General features: G+C 61.7%; 15 protein-coding genes and 7 tRNA genes. 6 read left to right on the plus strand and 16 right to left on the minus strand.

All coding sequences use genetic code 11. The features are described 5' to 3' along the window. Window positions 1–99 precede the first annotated feature (99 nt). The 6 genes from pepN to JGZ97_RS07310 all read right to left on the minus strand — a co-directional run bounded on the left by pepN (window position 100) and on the right by JGZ97_RS07310 (window position 6,648). Window positions 100–2,733 (minus strand): aminopeptidase N, encoded by a 2,634-nt coding sequence (gene pepN / locus JGZ97_RS07285; RefSeq protein WP_207061960.1) that lies wholly within the window; start codon window positions 2,731–2,733, stop codon window positions 100–102. Window positions 2,734–2,754: 21 nt separating this feature from the next. Continuing rightward, window positions 2,755–3,591, minus strand: a complete 837-nt coding sequence (locus tag JGZ97_RS07290; RefSeq protein WP_207061961.1) for a DUF2797 domain-containing protein — start codon at window positions 3,589–3,591, stop codon at window positions 2,755–2,757. After that, the gene (locus tag JGZ97_RS07295; protein WP_207061962.1) at window positions 3,592–3,855 is read right to left on the minus strand and encodes a YeaC family protein; all 264 of its coding nucleotides are present in this window, start codon (window positions 3,853–3,855) and stop codon (window positions 3,592–3,594) included. A gap of 64 nt (window positions 3,856–3,919) precedes the next feature. Next, window positions 3,920–4,774 carry a rhomboid family intramembrane serine protease gene (locus JGZ97_RS07300; RefSeq protein ID WP_207061963.1) on the minus strand — a complete coding sequence of 285 codons (855 nt, stop codon included), beginning with the start codon at window positions 4,772–4,774 and terminating at the stop codon, window positions 3,920–3,922. Beyond that, a complete protein-coding gene (locus JGZ97_RS07305; RefSeq protein WP_207061964.1) occupies window positions 4,774–5,757 on the minus strand; it encodes a metallophosphoesterase in 984 nt (327 codons plus the stop codon). Before JGZ97_RS07305 ends, JGZ97_RS07300 begins: the two co-directional genes overlap by 1 nt. 9 nt (window positions 5,758–5,766) lie before the next feature. Continuing rightward, a complete protein-coding gene (locus JGZ97_RS07310) occupies window positions 5,767–6,648 on the minus strand; it encodes an NAD(+) kinase (protein WP_207061965.1) in 882 nt (293 codons plus the stop codon). Between the two features lie 554 nt (window positions 6,649–7,202). Here JGZ97_RS07310 and JGZ97_RS07315 point away from each other — a divergent pair. Together JGZ97_RS07315 and JGZ97_RS07320 are read left to right on the plus strand one after the other, a co-directional pair. Further along, window positions 7,203–7,709 carry a hypothetical protein gene (locus tag JGZ97_RS07315; RefSeq protein WP_207061966.1) on the plus strand — a complete coding sequence of 169 codons (507 nt, stop codon included), beginning with the start codon at window positions 7,203–7,205 and terminating at the stop codon, window positions 7,707–7,709. 112 nt (window positions 7,710–7,821) lie between these two features. After that, complete coding sequence (locus JGZ97_RS07320) at window positions 7,822–8,319, plus strand: hypothetical protein (RefSeq protein ID WP_207061967.1); 498 nt, start codon at window positions 7,822–7,824, stop codon at window positions 8,317–8,319. A gap of 270 nt (window positions 8,320–8,589) precedes the next feature. Here JGZ97_RS07320 and JGZ97_RS07325 read toward each other — a convergent pair. The 7 genes from JGZ97_RS07325 to JGZ97_RS07355 form a co-directional block, all read right to left on the minus strand. Then, window positions 8,590–8,666 (minus strand) — tRNA-Asp (locus JGZ97_RS07325). A 12-nt stretch (window positions 8,667–8,678) separates the two neighbouring features. After that, window positions 8,679–8,754: transfer RNA gene (locus JGZ97_RS07330), tRNA-Val, on the minus strand. A 33-nt stretch (window positions 8,755–8,787) separates the two neighbouring features. Continuing rightward, window positions 8,788–8,864: transfer RNA gene (locus JGZ97_RS07335), tRNA-Asp, on the minus strand. Between the two features lie 14 nt (window positions 8,865–8,878). Continuing rightward, window positions 8,879–8,954, minus strand: a tRNA-Val gene (locus JGZ97_RS07340). Window positions 8,955–8,979: 25 nt separating this feature from the next. After that, window positions 8,980–9,056, minus strand: a tRNA-Asp gene (locus tag JGZ97_RS07345). Window positions 9,057–9,070: 14 nt separating this feature from the next. Then, window positions 9,071–9,146 (minus strand) — tRNA-Val (locus JGZ97_RS07350). Between the two features lie 27 nt (window positions 9,147–9,173). Further along, a tRNA-Asp gene (locus JGZ97_RS07355) sits at window positions 9,174–9,250 on the minus strand. A gap of 221 nt (window positions 9,251–9,471) precedes the next feature. Here JGZ97_RS07355 and syd point away from each other — a divergent pair. Next, window positions 9,472–10,035: a SecY-interacting protein gene (gene syd / locus JGZ97_RS07360; RefSeq protein WP_207061968.1), complete on the plus strand. Its 564-nt coding sequence runs from the start codon at window positions 9,472–9,474 to the stop codon at window positions 10,033–10,035. Between the two features lie 166 nt (window positions 10,036–10,201). Then, the gene (locus tag JGZ97_RS07365; RefSeq protein WP_207061969.1) at window positions 10,202–10,780 is read left to right on the plus strand and encodes a YajG family lipoprotein; all 579 of its coding nucleotides are present in this window, start codon (window positions 10,202–10,204) and stop codon (window positions 10,778–10,780) included. A gap of 10 nt (window positions 10,781–10,790) precedes the next feature. On the opposite strand, the gene JGZ97_RS07370 is transcribed toward JGZ97_RS07365, so the two are convergent. Both JGZ97_RS07370 and msrB read right to left on the minus strand, forming a co-directional pair. Next, window positions 10,791–11,459, minus strand: a complete 669-nt coding sequence (locus JGZ97_RS07370) for a DNA-3-methyladenine glycosylase I (protein ID WP_207061970.1) — start codon at window positions 11,457–11,459, stop codon at window positions 10,791–10,793. Continuing rightward, complete coding sequence (gene msrB / locus JGZ97_RS07375) at window positions 11,456–11,860, minus strand: peptide-methionine (R)-S-oxide reductase MsrB (RefSeq protein WP_207061971.1); 405 nt, start codon at window positions 11,858–11,860, stop codon at window positions 11,456–11,458. Before msrB ends, JGZ97_RS07370 begins: the two co-directional genes overlap by 4 nt. 220 nt (window positions 11,861–12,080) lie before the next feature. Here msrB and JGZ97_RS07380 point away from each other — a divergent pair, with 220 nt between their 5' ends. Then, on the plus strand, window positions 12,081–13,295 hold the full coding sequence (locus tag JGZ97_RS07380; RefSeq protein WP_207061972.1) for a pyridoxal phosphate-dependent aminotransferase: 1,215 nt from the start codon (window positions 12,081–12,083) through the stop codon (window positions 13,293–13,295). Window positions 13,296–13,320: 25 nt separating this feature from the next. Then, on the plus strand, window positions 13,321–13,620 hold the full coding sequence (locus JGZ97_RS07385; protein ID WP_207061973.1) for a hypothetical protein: 300 nt from the start codon (window positions 13,321–13,323) through the stop codon (window positions 13,618–13,620). Here the strand turns inward: JGZ97_RS07385 and JGZ97_RS07390 are convergent. Continuing rightward, on the minus strand, window positions 13,599–14,513 hold the full coding sequence (locus JGZ97_RS07390; protein WP_207061974.1) for a class I SAM-dependent methyltransferase: 915 nt from the start codon (window positions 14,511–14,513) through the stop codon (window positions 13,599–13,601). The two genes, JGZ97_RS07385 and JGZ97_RS07390, sit on opposite strands and share 22 nt — an antisense overlap. Window positions 14,514–14,601 lie beyond the last annotated feature (88 nt).

Below are 14,601 nucleotides of genomic sequence, written 5' to 3' on the forward strand. Positions count from 1 at the left end.
GCCCGGGCCGCGAAAAGTCAGTATAGACCGCGGGGACTGGTTTCAGGTTAACCGGCGCCCCCGCGCCAAGGCCATATCACCAAAGGCGAATAAAGCGCCTCAGGCCAAGGACTTGCTAACCACTTCATAGCAATCTCTGGAGAGTTCCTCAACCGCCAGGACCCGCTGCAACTGCGCCTGCATCTGGGCACTCAGCTCGGGCGGGTACTTGCGCCAGCGGGTCAGCGGCGTCAGCAGCCTTGAAGCAATCTGCGGATTGAGCCGGTCCAGCTCGATCACCCGGTCGGCCAGGAACCGATACCCTTCCCCGTCCGCACGGTGGAACTGCACCGGATTCTGGCTGCAGAAGGCGCCGATCAGCGCCCGCACCCGGTTGGGGTTGGCCAGCTCGAACGCCTCGTGATCCATCAGCGCCCGTACCGTCTCCAGGGCATTGTCCCGGGGAGTCGTGGCCTGGGTGGTGAACCACTGGTTCACCACCAGGGTGTCCGCCTGCCAGCGCTGGTAAAAGGCATCCAGTGCGGCGGCTGCCTCGGCCTCGAAGCCGGAGTGGGCGATCAGGGAGAGGGCCGCCTGGGCGTCGGTCATATTGTCAGCGTTCTCAAACTGGTTCTGGGCCAGGGCCAGCACCTCCTTCTCCTCCAGCGCCATCAAATAGCCCAGGCTCTGGTTCTGCAACCGGCGGCGGGCGATGGCCTCGGCAGCCAGGGTGTAGGGACCGTCGCTGCGGTTGCGCCGGTAGACCTCCAGCAACAGATCGCGCAGTTCGGTAGCCAGGGTGCGGCGAACAAACTCCCGCACCCGGTGAATCGCCTCCACGTCCACGGTCTCTGCCAGCTCGCTCAGGTAGCTTTCGCTGGGCAGCACCAGCATTTTCGCCACCATGGCCGGGTCCAGCCCGGTGTCCGCCAGCAGCTGCCGGTAAGCCTGCACCAGACGCTGATCCAATTTCAGTTCGCGTCCCGCCCGGTAGTCGACAATCAGCTCCTCGATGATCGCTACCGCCAGCTGCTGCCCCGCATCCCAGCGGTTGAAGCCGTCACTGTCGTGGCTCATCAGGAACACCAGCTCATCCCGCGAGTAGGGGTAGCTGAGCTTCACCGGCGCGGAAAAACCGCGCAGGAGGGAGGGGACCGGCTTGCAGGGAACGTTGTCGAAGTGAAACTGCTGCTCGGACTCGGCCAGGTGCAACACTTGGGTGGTGGCGCCGTCCTTGAGCGGAATATCCCGGCCCTCGGCATCCAGCAGCCCCACGGCCAGGGGAATATGGAAAGGCGCTTTCCGGTCCTGCCCCGGCGAGGGGGGGCAGCTCTGTTTGACGTTCAGGGTATAGCGTTTCGCGTCGGCGTCGTAGGCGTCGCTCACCTGCAACCGGGGCGTGCCGGCCTGCTCGTACCAGCGCCGGAACTGGCCCAGGTCGACCCCGGAAGCCTCCTCCATAGCGGCGACGAAGTCATCGGTGGTCACCGCCTGGCCGTCATGGCGGGCAAAGTAGAGATCGGAGCCGGCACGGAATTGCTCCGGACCCAGCAGGGTGTGGATCATGCGGACCACCTCGGCCCCCTTCTCGTACACGGTCAGGGTGTAGAAATTGGAGATCTCGATGTAGGAGGCCGGGCGCACGGGGTGGGCCATAGGGCCGCCATCCTCGGCGAACTGCGCGGTGCGCAGCAGGGTGACGTCCTCGATCCGCTTCACCGTGCGCGAGCCCATGTCGGCCGAGAACTCGGCGTCACGGAACACGGTAAAGCCCTCCTTGAGGCTGAGCTGGAACCAGTCGCGGCAGGTGACCCGGTTGCCGGACCAGTTATGGAAGTACTCGTGGGCGACGATGCTCTCGATCCGCTCGAACGCGCTGTCGGTGGTGGTTTCCGGCTTGGCCAGCACGCAGGATGAGTTGAAGATGTTCAGCCCCTTGTTCTCCATGGCGCCCATGTTGAAGTGATCCACGGCCACGATCATGAAGATATCCAGGTCGTACTCCCGCCCGTACACCTCCTCGTCCCAGGCCATCGCCTTTTTCAGCGAGCGAATGGCGTGATCACATTTGTCCAGGTTCTGCGGCTCCACGAACAGGCGCAGGGCCACTTCGCGTCCGGAGGCGGTGGTAAAACTGTCCTCCACCCGTTCCAGGTTGCCGGCCACCAACGCGAACAGATAAGCGGGCTTGGGGAAGGGGTCTTCCCAGGTGACGAAATGGCGCCCTTCGGACACCTCCCCCTCCTCCACCGGATTGCCGTTTGAGAGCAGCACCGGGTAGTCGTCTTTGTCGGCAACCACCGTGGTGGTAAAGCGGGCCATGACGTCGGGGCGGTCCAGGTAGTAGGTGATCTTGCGGAACCCCTCAGCCTCGCACTGGGTGCAGAACATGCCGTTGGATTTATAGAGCCCCTCCAGGGAAGTGTTCTCCTGGGGCTTGATCAGGGTCACGCACTCCAGCACGAACTGCTCAGGCAGCCCGTCCAGACGCAGGGTATCGGACTCGAGCAGGTAATCCCCGGGGGCCAGGTCCTTGCCGTCCAGCACCAGCCGGCGCAGGGTCAGGTCAGCGTCCCCGTCCAGCTCCAGGGGGGCATCAAGCTCCCCGGACGCGGGGTTGCGGCGCATCTGCAACCGTGACTTGACCAGGGTCGCCTTCTCGCCGAGTTCAAAGTGCAGCTCGGTCTGGTCAATCAGAAAAGGGGGCACCCGGTAATCTTTGAGATGAATGGCCCGGGGGTTCTCTTTGCTCATGGTCGCTCCTGTTGCGAATCCTCAGGTCGAAAAGGCGACCCGATAGGCACTGAATTTACGGATATTGATCACGCCGGTGTCGAGAATCAGGTACTGCCCTTTGATCCCCAGCAGCCGGCCTTCCACCACCGGCGTCTTGTCCAGGTTGAAGGAGGTCACCTTGTCGGGGTACTGCAGCACCGGGTAGTCGATATCGACCGTCGCCGCGTCGGCGAGCGGCTGGATCGCCTGCAGTCCGAACGCCTCCTGCAGGGCGTTGAGCCCCTCCCGGGCCGTTTCAAACAGTTGATCACGGGCCGCGGCCAGATCCAGAGGCGCCACCTGCCCCTTGAGCATCGCCCGCCAGTTGGTGCGATCGGCTACATGCTCCTTGAACAGCGTCTCCACCCGCCCCGACTGCAGACGGCTCGCCACCCGCAATATCGGCAGCGCCTGCACCGCCCCCTGGTCGATCCAGCGGGTCGGCACCTGCGAAGCGCGGGTAATGCCGACCTTTAAGCCCGAGGAGTTGGCCAGGTAGACGATGTGATCCTGCAGGCAGTGGCGCTCACCCCAGGCACTGTCGCGACAGGTGCCCAGGTGATAGTGACATTTTTCCGGGCTGACAATGCAGCTGTCACACTGGGGAAGCTTTTTGAAACAGGGATAGCAATAGCCCTGGCTGAAGCTCTTCTTGCTGAGGCGGCCACAGTGCAGGCAGTGTATTTCACCCAGGTACTCGAGGCGCACCGGTTCGTTCAGCAAGGGATTAAGGGGAACTGTCCGGTCGTCAAGGCACAGCCGGTAGCTGACGGGCCCCTCCAACGTCACCTGCATCTTGCGCAGGTGACCCTCTGTCTGGTGGGAAAATACGGTCATTTAGTGGTTGAGGATTTTGATGATGTCTTCAGCGTTCTTGTTGGGGCCGTGCTGCGAGCCATCGGCCTTGGTCCGGTCGATAAACCCGACCCGCTCCTCCTCCGGCAGATGCTTGGCATCGTAGGCGATCACCGCCTGCAGGCAGGCTTTACGCTCCTCCTCGCCCAGGCGCTGGCCGTTGGGCCACTTGCCCAGTTCCACCGCCTGTTTCATGGCGGCGTGGATCTCGGGGGTCATTGATTCGAGCAGTTCTTCAAAGGTCATCACGGCTACCTGAACAATCCATCAGCCCGGCATCATACCACAGCCGCCTTGGCGCACCGCAGCCTCAATGGCGCCAGGCGCGCGCACCGAAAAGCCGCACCAGGGGCACGGCAGCCAAGCCACAGAGCAGTCCCGACAGGTGGGCGGTGTTGGCAATCGCCCCGAACCCCAGCTTCTCGATCAAGCCGCTGACCCCCAGCACCAGCCAGATCATCATAAAGGTCATCAGCGCCTGAGGCAGACCAAAAGCCCGCCGCGGCTCGAGCCGGTCCCAGAGCCAGGTGTAACCCATCAGACCGAAAATCACTCCCGAGAGTCCGCCGAACATGGGCCCGGACATCAGGTACTGGGCAATATTGGAGCCCACCCCCAGCGCCAGCACCAGCCCCAGCAGCACCCAGCGCGGCTGGGCCCACTCGATGCGACGACCCAGCTCCCAGGTCCAGAGCAGGTTGAACACCAGGTGCAGAAAACTGAAGTGAAGAAAGATCGGCGTCAGCCAGCGCCACCACTGGCCGCTCTCGACCAGGGTGGCGAGGCTCTGGTAGAGCAGGTGACTGCCCTGGAAGTTGAAATCCACGAAGGTAAACCAATGGAGCCACTGCAGGTCGTTGCCAAAGGAGGTCAGTAGCGTCAGCCCCAGGCTTATCCCGATCAAGGCCAGGGTCACGGGCGTGTGCCGTAACCAGAAACCCAACCCCGGCGTGACTCGCTCCCAGGGCGCTTCTTTCTCCAACGGCTCACCACGCTGCCAGTGGTTGAAGCGGCTGATCACAAACTCGGCGTCATCCGGGTTGGCCAGCCACACCTCCTGCATGCTCCCCCGGTGAACGATCCGGTGTCCCACCTTGTGCTGCCACAAAAAGGCGGCGAACTCACCGAGATCGGTAGCGCTGTCAATTTCAAAAAGCTTGTGCATCAGTAAACCGTGTCTCCGTCCTGTACCCCGTCGCCGGGTTCGACCTCAACTGCGACGAAATGCTCCGGCTGCAGGCGGCTTTCGCCATCCATGCGGTACGCCACCAGCTTGCCGTACTTGACCGCCGAATAATCGAGGCAGGCAATATTGGGGGTAATGGGCGCCGGCTCCCCCTCCCGCCAGTAATGACCAATGAAGAGCGGGCGTTGGTCGGCGCCGTAATGGAGCAGGCGAGCCTTTTCCGCCGGGCCCAGAGGCACGCCGGCTAGGTGCGCGGGCAAGGGATCGGGCTGAAACACCACGTCGGCGTGGGTCTGCGGCTCATCGGCCCAGAATTTGGTGCGAAAGACCCGGCGCCGGTAACCGTCGGCACTGGTCATCTCCTCCCCGTTAGGCAGGGGCAGGTAGGTGCCCCTCAACAGGCGGTCCGCCGCCTGCCACTCGAAGGTGCCGCGCTCGACGGAGCGGCGCAAAAAACCATCGTCACTGAAATCGCGAACGCCCTCGCGCTTCAAGCGTTCGATAATGGCGCCGTCCCAGCAGGCATGTACCGCCCTGAATAACGGCGTCTCCAGGTAGAGGGGCAGCTCCCGGAACCACTGCAGGAAATCCTGCCACTCCTGGGGGTAGGGGGCGAATTGCTCCAGGGTTTCGCGAATCTGGCGCTCGTGGCGGGGATCATGGGGCCGCAGGTAGCGGTGCCGTCCTGCCACCTCCACCTCGGTGCAGTAGGTGAGGCAGTTGTACTCGTGGTTGCCGATCACCATCTGCGCGCTGCCGGCCAGCACCATGTTACGCACCAAGTGCAGGGCCTCGCGAATCCGCGGCCCCCGGTCGACGATATCACCGATAAACACCGCCTGACGCCGAGGGTGACGGTAGACCCCCTTGACGAGGCTGTAGCCCAGCTGCTGCAGCAGGCGCTCCAGGGTGCGGGCGCTGCCGTGAACATCTCCGATTAGATCATACCCCTGAAAACTCACCCCCTCCCCCTATTCGCCCAGTTTCGTTCCCCAGCCGAGCTTCGACCGGCAGGTTTCGTAAAAGTTGTAATTTAACGGATGCACCAGCCGCAGCGGATGGGGGCTCTTGTGCACGCTGATCTCGTCCCCGGGCTCACAAGGAATAAGCTGCTGACTGTCGCAGCTCAGGTGGGGAGAGGCCGAAGTCTGCGCCCCCAGCACCAGCTTCAGCCTGGCATTGCCATCCACTACGATTGGCCGGCTGCTCAGAGTATGGGGAAACATGGGCACCAGCACCATCGCATCAAGGTGCGGGTGCATGATCGGCCCGCCGGCGGACAGGGCGTAGGCCGTGGAGCCGGTGGGTGTGGCCATGATCAGCCCGTCGGAGCGCTGGTTATAGACGAACTCGCCGTCGATATAGAGTGCGAAGACCATCATGCGGGCGGTCTCGCCGGGGTGAAGCATCACCTCGTTCATCGCCCTCCCCTCGCCGATCCGCTCGCCTTCCCGGCTCACCGCGGCCTCCAGCATAAAGCGGCTTTCGACCCGGTAGCGCCCGGCGAGGACCTCCTCCACCTGCTGCTCGATTTCACTGGGCAGTATGTCGGTCAGAAAGCCCAGGTTGCCGCGGTTGATCCCCAGCACCGGCACCTGAAAAGGCGCGAGGGCGCGGGCCGCTCGCAGCATGCTCCCGTCGCCGCCGACAACGACCACCAGATCGCAGCCCTGTCCCATGTCCTCTACCGGACACTCGGGCAGAGCGAGGTCGGGAAGCAGGTCGGCGACCGCGGAATCCAGAACCACATCCAGTCCACGGGCCTGCAGAAACGGGATCAGCGTGCGCAGGGAGGCCACCACGGGCGCACTGCCATGCCGCCCCACAAGCCCTACTCTTTTAAAGTAATCCATTGAATTTCAAGCCCCCGACTCCCAACCAAGCCGGCCTCATTATAGAAAGATAAGGCGCTGGATTAACAGGGGGAACCAGCGCCAGGTGCTCACCGCGTATGACACGCCACAGGAGTAGCGCTTGGTGAAGAGAGCGACAAATGCGACTGCACAGGGCTATGCGGCTCGGTTTGCGCGGCACCGGCTCAATGAAAGTCTCGCCGAGGGCCTCCCCCTTTGCTCCGGTAACGCCTCAGACCGGTTCCTCGCGCTGTGAGAACCACATCCATCCACCCGGCACAATGGCGGCACCGGCAAGGAGCGTCGCAACGCCAAACCACAGCAAGTACCCGGCGTGCCGCTCGAAATCCCCCCTCCGCTGGTTGATAGTCACCACTCGACGCCTCCGGCGTTTTAGCAAATTCAGTGGACATCACCTACACCAAGGAGAAGCAAGGTGCGAACGCCAAGCGAGAAGCGGCTGGTGATAGACAACCGCCCGCTTTCGGCTTTGCACTGCGGATCTTCGACCGAGAGCCCTCAACGAGCAGCCCATCTGCTTTGAGATCGGGTCTTTGCTTCGACGCCGCGCGGCCCCTTATGGCTGCGCCAACACCTTGGGGACAACAATGGCATCAATTAAGCACTCCGCAGGCTTTGACATTCAACAGCCCATTCAAAGGGTGTTTCCTCTATTTAGCGCCGAGGGTGAAACCTTGTGGGTCCCGGGCTGGACCTACGAAAACATAATGGGTTCTAAAGAGCTCCGTGAGGATTATATATTTCTAACCGAAAGCCATGACCATGCATCCACACGCGCTATCTGGCTAGTCAAACGTTTCGAGCCTGAAAATCACTTCGTGCAATTCTATAAAGTAGAACCAGAAGAGAAAGTCGGCATCATCACAATCCAGTGCTCAGCAAAAGAGCAGTCACTCACTCATACCCAGGTCACATACGAATACATTGGCTTAAGCCGGAAAGGGAATGCGTTCATCGCAAGTTTCAGCAAGCAAAAATACAGAGAATTTATAGATGAATGGCATTCGCTGCTCACCAGTCACTTCAAGTCAGCGGACTAACCAAGCCCTACGGAGCCGCGGCACCTTTTACGAAATTCCATAAAGCCTGCCTTACGCCACCGACTGTTGTTTGATTGCGGCACAGGCCACGCCCCCTTAGAGAGCAAGGATCATGGCTATCGATATCAGCGATAAAATTCTAGCCGCACTTATTGCCGCAGCCGTATCTATAATCACGGCCTTGGTTTCTTACTTGTTAACTCTCAGAAAATTAAAGGACGCCCGAGAAAGCTTCGACAAGGAAATTGACCATCGGTATATAGACAAGCTCTATGAAAAGCGTATTGAGCTTTACCCCAAGGCTTTTGAGCTGGCGGGTAAAATACGCCAGAAAAAGGGAGTGGGTGGAATAAACCCAACGCATGAACAAACGAAAATCAAGGAGAGTATCGTAGAGTGGGCAGAGGGCGAGGCCGGGCTGTTTATGTCTACGGATTTGGTCGAAGCTTACTATGAGTTGATCCGCTGCTTGGCCAAGCAGCCCGGCCTGGGTGACGAATATTCACCGCACCAAGTAGACAACCTATGGAAGGCGAGAACCAAATTCAGGTCTTGCCTCAGGCGCGACGTGGGCATTCTGCACTCTTCCCTTTATAAAAATACCCATTGATAAACAAGCCGCTGGACCGATCTTCAAGCGGCCCACCGAGGCTCCCCTGCAGGGTAGAACGTTATCGCTGCACAGCCTCGCTCTCTTCAGCGGTGGTGAAGGTAGTGAACGCTAGACGTCGACCGCACTTATATGAGAAACGCCGCACCAATCCAATAAAATCACCGGGCAGCAAACAAGGCAAAAGCCGCTTCGAGCCCGTAGCAACGCCCGTGCAACCCGCGGAGTCAGCCAAAGCCCAAAAAGGCACAGAGAAAGAAAGAGAAAAAGTGGCGGAACGGACGGGATTCGAACCCGCGACCCCCGGCGTGACAGGCCGGTATTCTAACCAGCTGAACTACCGCTCCGCAGTGTGATCGTGGTGGGCGTGGACAGGCTCGAACTGCCGACATCCACCTTGTAAGGGTGGCGCTCTCCCAACTGAGCTACACGCCCACGATCAGGATCTCCCGGGGCAGGGAGAAGAAGTGGCGGAACGGACGGGATTCGAACCCGCGACCCCCGGCGTGACAGGCCGGTATTCTAACCAGCTGAACTACCGCTCCGCAGTGTCTGGATCTGGTGGGCGTGGACAGGCTCGAACTGCCGACATCCACCTTGTAAGGGTGGCGCTCTCCCAACTGAGCTACACGCCCAAATCCAAGTTTCGATCGCGAAAAGTGGCGGAACGGACGGGATTCGAACCCGCGACCCCCGGCGTGACAGGCCGGTATTCTAACCAGCTGAACTACCGCTCCGCAGTGTCTGGATCTGGTGGGCGTGGACAGGCTCGAACTGCCGACATCCACCTTGTAAGGGTGGCGCTCTCCCAACTGAGCTACACGCCCAGATCCAAACCTTCGTATCGAAATAAGTGGCGGAACGGACGGGATTCGAACCCGCGACCCCCGGCGTGACAGGCCGGTATTCTAACCAGCTGAACTACCGCTCCGCATCTCCTGAAAGCTCGAAAACTCCTAAGAGCCCCCGAATCAGGAGCTGCGAATTTTACGCCTTTTCCGTACCTTGTCAAACCCTGGAAGAAAAATATTCGAACCAAATGCATGTCCGGGTGGGACGGAGGAAAATCAGCCCCTGCTGCTTTAAAACCGTCGTGGAGGAATTCCCGCGCCGATGTCATCATTAGGTCCAGATTAGGCAACGGGAATTGTGATGAGTACCCCCCTGGAACACGCACTGGACAACTTCATCGAACGCTTCATCGAGGCCCAGCAGACGGCCACCGGAGCGCTGCCACAGATCGAATTCGATCCCGAGTGGCCCTCACCCTGTTACCAGGGGACGGCGGGCGCCGGCAACAAAGTGGCCTGGAAACCGGTTCGCCAGCAGACACCCCACCCGCTCTTTGACGGCCTGGCGACGGCCCTGGAAACAGAGATCCACCCGGACCTACGTGCCTATTACCAGCGCTACTGGTCCGACCCGATCCCGGCCCGTTGCGCGGAGGGCGACCTGAGCCTGCTGTTTTTGTGGAACGAGGAGGATTACGAGCGCCTGCGGGGCAACCTGGTCGGCCACGCCCTCGCCAAGAAGAAGCAACGCCAGCCCCTGACCCTCTTCTTCGCCTGCACCGAGCCCGAGGATTACGTACTGAGCCTGGACAACACCAGCGGTGTGGTACTGCTCGAGCAACCCGGGCGCAAACCGCTGCGGGAAGTGGCCGGGAGCCTTACCGACTTTATCCAGCGACTGGAGCCTCGAACCCTGACCGACTAAAGCTTATAGTTTGGGCAGGCCCTTGGACTGTTGGAGCTGGCCCGTGCGGGCGCTAAAGTACGCCCTGTCACCCGCAGTCACTTTTAGCCCGAGTTCACTTTTAGCCCAAAATTCGCTTTTAGCAAAAAATTCACTTCTAGCCCGAATTCACCTTTAGGGAGTACCGATGACAATTCGAACCCTGCCGCTATACGTGCTGATGACCCTTGCCCTGCTACTGTCCGGTTGCGCCAAGAGCCCACAACAGGTGATGCTGGACCCCTCCATAAATGCCAGCGCCCAGCTTAAAAAGCGCCCGGTAGTGCAGCTCAGCATCGTGGACAACCGGCCGAGTCCCATCCTGGGTACCCGCGGCGGAGTTTACGCCACCAACCACATCACCCTGGCTGAACCGCTGGAGCGAAGCCTGCGTCCGGAAATGGAGCGTGCCCTGCAGGCCATCGGCGCCGAACTGAACCAGGTGAGCCCGTTCCCGATACGCCTAACGCTTTATCTCGACCGCCTGAGCTACGAGGTGGAAGATACCGGGACGCTACCACTCATGGTCAATCTGCACAGCACCCTGCGGGCACAGGCAAAAAGCGGGCAACTAAAATACGAAGGACGCTGGGAGTCCAGCCGCCAGCACCAGTTCCTGAGCGTCCCCACGGAAGCTAAAAACCAGGACATCATCAACGACCTGCTCTCCGAAACCCTGAACCGCATGATCAACGACCCCAAGCTGCTGCAGTTTCTGCAGCAGTAACCCCTGCCCGCTACCAGCCGACGGTAAAGGCCAGCACCTGGCTGATATGGCCGAGGGGCCAACCGCTCTCCTCGCGCCACTGGTTGAAGGCCCCCTGCACCCGCACCAGGTCACGCTGGGCAGTGGGGGGCTTGTCGATCACCCCCTGGGCTTTCAGCGCCGCCACCACGTCCGGGGTCAGCCGGAACGTGTCCTTACCGACCATACGCAGAAACGCCGACGCGGACTGCCCGCCAAGCTGCGCGCCCCGCTTTTTCAACAGCAACCAGAGCTGCACGATCTCCTCTTCCGGCCAGTCGGCGATAACGACGCCGAAACCGCCTTTATCCTGTCCCAATTCACGCACCATGATGGCGTTATGACGCACCGCCTTTAGCTTGCCCCAGTGACGGATCAGGTTCTTGTTCTGCATCAACGCCTCGAGCTGCTCGTCGCTCATCAGGCTCACCTTGAGCGGGTCAAAGCCGAAGAAGGCCTGTTCAAAGGCGGGCCACTTGCCGTCCACCAGGGTGTGCTTGAGACCGGCGCGAAACACCCGCCGGCTAAGGGTCGAGAGGTAACGGTCGTCACTAAGCTGGCGCAACGTTTCCGCACGCTCCACTTGCGGCAGGCGCGCCTGAATAATGTCCTTGCCGGCGTGTGCCTCGGCGTGGGAGAGAATCCACTTGAACGACTTCACTGCGCGTCGTCCGCCGGCTCAAAGGCCAGGGCCGCCGAGTTGATGCAGTAGCGAAGGCCCGTCGGCGGTGGCCCGTCCGGAAACACATGGCCGAGGTGGGCGGCGCAGCGGGCGCAACGCACCTCGGTACGGGTCATGCCGTGGGAATGATCCCGACGCTCCTCGATCACATCCTCCCGCGCCGGCTGCCAGTAACTGGGCCAGCCGGAACCGGAGTCATACTTGTGCGCGGAGGCGAACAGCGGTTCCCCGCAGCAGGCACACAAGTAGCGCCCAGGCTCTTTATGTTGATAGTAACGGCCGCTGAAGGCGGGCTCGGTGCCGCCGCAACGGCAGACCTGGTACTGCTCGGCGTCCAGCTCTTCGCGCCACTGTGCATCGCTTTTTTCGATCTTGTCCATGCCTGCCTCCCACGCTTTTAAGGCCTGTGCCGCTTTATCGCCACCCCCGCGACCCATCGGCCGGGTGCGTCGATCACATCACCCGGGAGAATAGCCCAGCTTTTTACTGGGAATAAAGCCCGAAAGCCCGCCGCCCCTGCTTGCATGGCACCGGTAGCGGCGTATGATACGGGGTTTGCCGCGTGCGGCGTCACAAAATATTGAAGCAGGATACAGGGTTATGTCCGTCGTCCGAAAATCCCACAAGCTGATCAACGTCTGCTACGACATTCGCGGACCGGTCCTCGAGGAGGCCAAGCGCCTCGAGGAAGAGGGCCAGCGGATCATCAAGCTGAATATCGGCAACCCCGCCCCCTTCGGCTTTGACGCGCCGGAGGAGATCGTTCAGGACGTCATCCACAACCTGCCCAGCGCCCAGGGTTACTGCGACTCAAAGGGGCTGTTCGCCGCGCGTAAGGCGGTCATGCACGAAACCCAGCGCCGCGGCGTGCCGGGGGTCACCATTGACGATATCTACCTGGGCAACGGGGTCAGCGAGCTGATCATGATGTCCATGCAGGCCCTGATCAACGACCACGACGAGATGCTGATTCCAGCCCCCGACTACCCCCTGTGGACGGCCGCCACCAGCCTGGCCGGCGGCAACCCGGTGCACTACCACTGCGACGAGCAGGCGGACTGGTACCCGGATATCGACGATATTCGCAGCAAGATCACCGAGCGCACCCGGGGCATCGTGGTGATCAACCCCAACAACCCCACCGGCGCCGTCTACCCCCGCGAGCTGCTGGAGCAGATCGTGGAACTGGCCCGCCAGCACAACCTGATCATCTTCGCCGACGAGATCTACGACAAGATTCTCTACGACGAAGCCGAGCATGTCGCCCTCGCCTCCCTGGCCGACGATGTGCTGATGCTCTCCTTCAACGGCCTCTCCAAGACCTACCGCTCGGCGGGGTTCCGTGCCGGCTGGATGGTGGTCAGCGGCCCCAAGCATAGGGCCCGCGACTACATCGAAGGGCTCGACATGCTCTCCAACATGCGCCTGTGCGCCAATGTACCGGCCCAGAACGCCATCCAGACCGCCCTGGGCGGCTACCAGAGCATCAACGAGCTGATTGTTCCGGGCGGTCGCCTGCGGGACCAGCGCGACGCCGCCTACGAGATGATCACCCAGATCCCCGGGGTCAGCTGCGTCAAGCCGAAAGGGGCGATGTACCTGTTCCCGCGCCTGGACCCCAAGGTCTATCCGATCCACAACGACGAGAAGATGGCCCTGGATCTGCTGACCCAGCAAAAGCTGCTGATCGTCCAGGGTTCGGGCTTCAACCTGCCCGACACCCAGCACTTCAGGATCGTGTTCCTGCCCCGGGTGGACGAACTGCGCGATGCCATGGGACGCATCGCCCACTTCCTGGCTGGCTACGAGCAGTAGCCCTGCCCGAGTAAAGGAGTCGACGATGAATTCACGCCCCCTGTTTTCCGCGCTTTGCCTGGGTCTTGCGCTGGCCGCTGCCAGCGTCGCCCAGGCCGCGCCCGATAACCGTATCGCCAACCTCTGCCAGGAGCGCTGGCCGGCCCAGAAAGGGATGCAGTCCTACTGCATCAAGGTCAACCGCGAGTACCACGACTGGCTGCAGTACATCCGCAAGCGGGTCTACCGCGACAGCGGCCTGCTGCGTGCCTTGGAGGAGTGCCAGGCCGAGTACGCCCCCGACTACCGCCAGGTCAGCGACTGCTACTGGGACGAAGCTGAGTAGGTGAAACGCAGTACCTTGAGGCCGCGGGCCGGGTCCTGCTCGGCAAACACGGCGGGCGTCGGCAGACGCTCGGCAAACACCGCCCTCGGGCAAGCCTCGGCCATGGCCTCGATCAAAAACTCCGGGCCGAAGGCCGGATCGTTCAGGCACAGCAGCACCTGCGCCTCGTCGGCCAGCACCTCCGGCAGCCGCCGCAACACCCGCACGTAGTCCTTGCCGGCGACAAAACTGCCCCGCTGAAAAGAGGGCGGGTCGACAATCACCCGCTGGTAAGGCCCCAGCTTTTTAAGCCGCCCCCAGGACCGGAACAGGTCGTGGGGCAGAAAACGCACCCGCCTCAGCTCGTGCTCGTTGAGCCGGTGATTTTCCCGCCCGCGGTTAAGCGCCCCCCGGCTCATGTCCAAATTCACCACCGCTTCGGCTCCCCCGGCCAGGGCAGCCACCGAAAAGCCGCAGGTATAGGCAAAGAGGTTGAGTACGTTGCAGCCCTCGGCATGGGTACGCAGCCAGCGCCTGCCCTCGGCCATATCCAGGAACAGGCCGCTGTTCTGATGGCGGTCCAGACGCACCTCATAGCGCAGCCCCTGCTCGGTCACCACCAGCGTCTCGGGCACCGTCCCGTAACGGCACTCGTTGGGCGCCCCGGCCCGGTAGCGATGCTGGACCAGCAGCCCCTCCACCCGATCGTGGCCCCGCGCCAGCGCCTCGATGGGAGTCAGCAGGTCGCTCTCCGGCTCCCGGAACAGGGTGACCAGCAACACCGGCCCCAGCAGGTCCACGGTCACCTGCTCCAGCCCCGGGTAACAACGCCCGCGCCCGTGAAACAGCCGCCTCGCATCGGTATCCGGGTCGCTCAGCCCCCGCTCCAGGGCCTCGATCAGAGGGTCGATCATCCGCTTCTCCGCTCTCAAAGCGGGGCATTATAACGCAGCCAAACTCTTGAAACTTTGTCCCGCCACCCCCATCAAAGCAGAAAGCCAA

The sequence above is a fragment of the Motiliproteus sp. SC1-56 genome (assembly GCF_017309075.1).
GTDB lineage: Bacteria > Pseudomonadota > Gammaproteobacteria > Pseudomonadales > Balneatricaceae > Motiliproteus.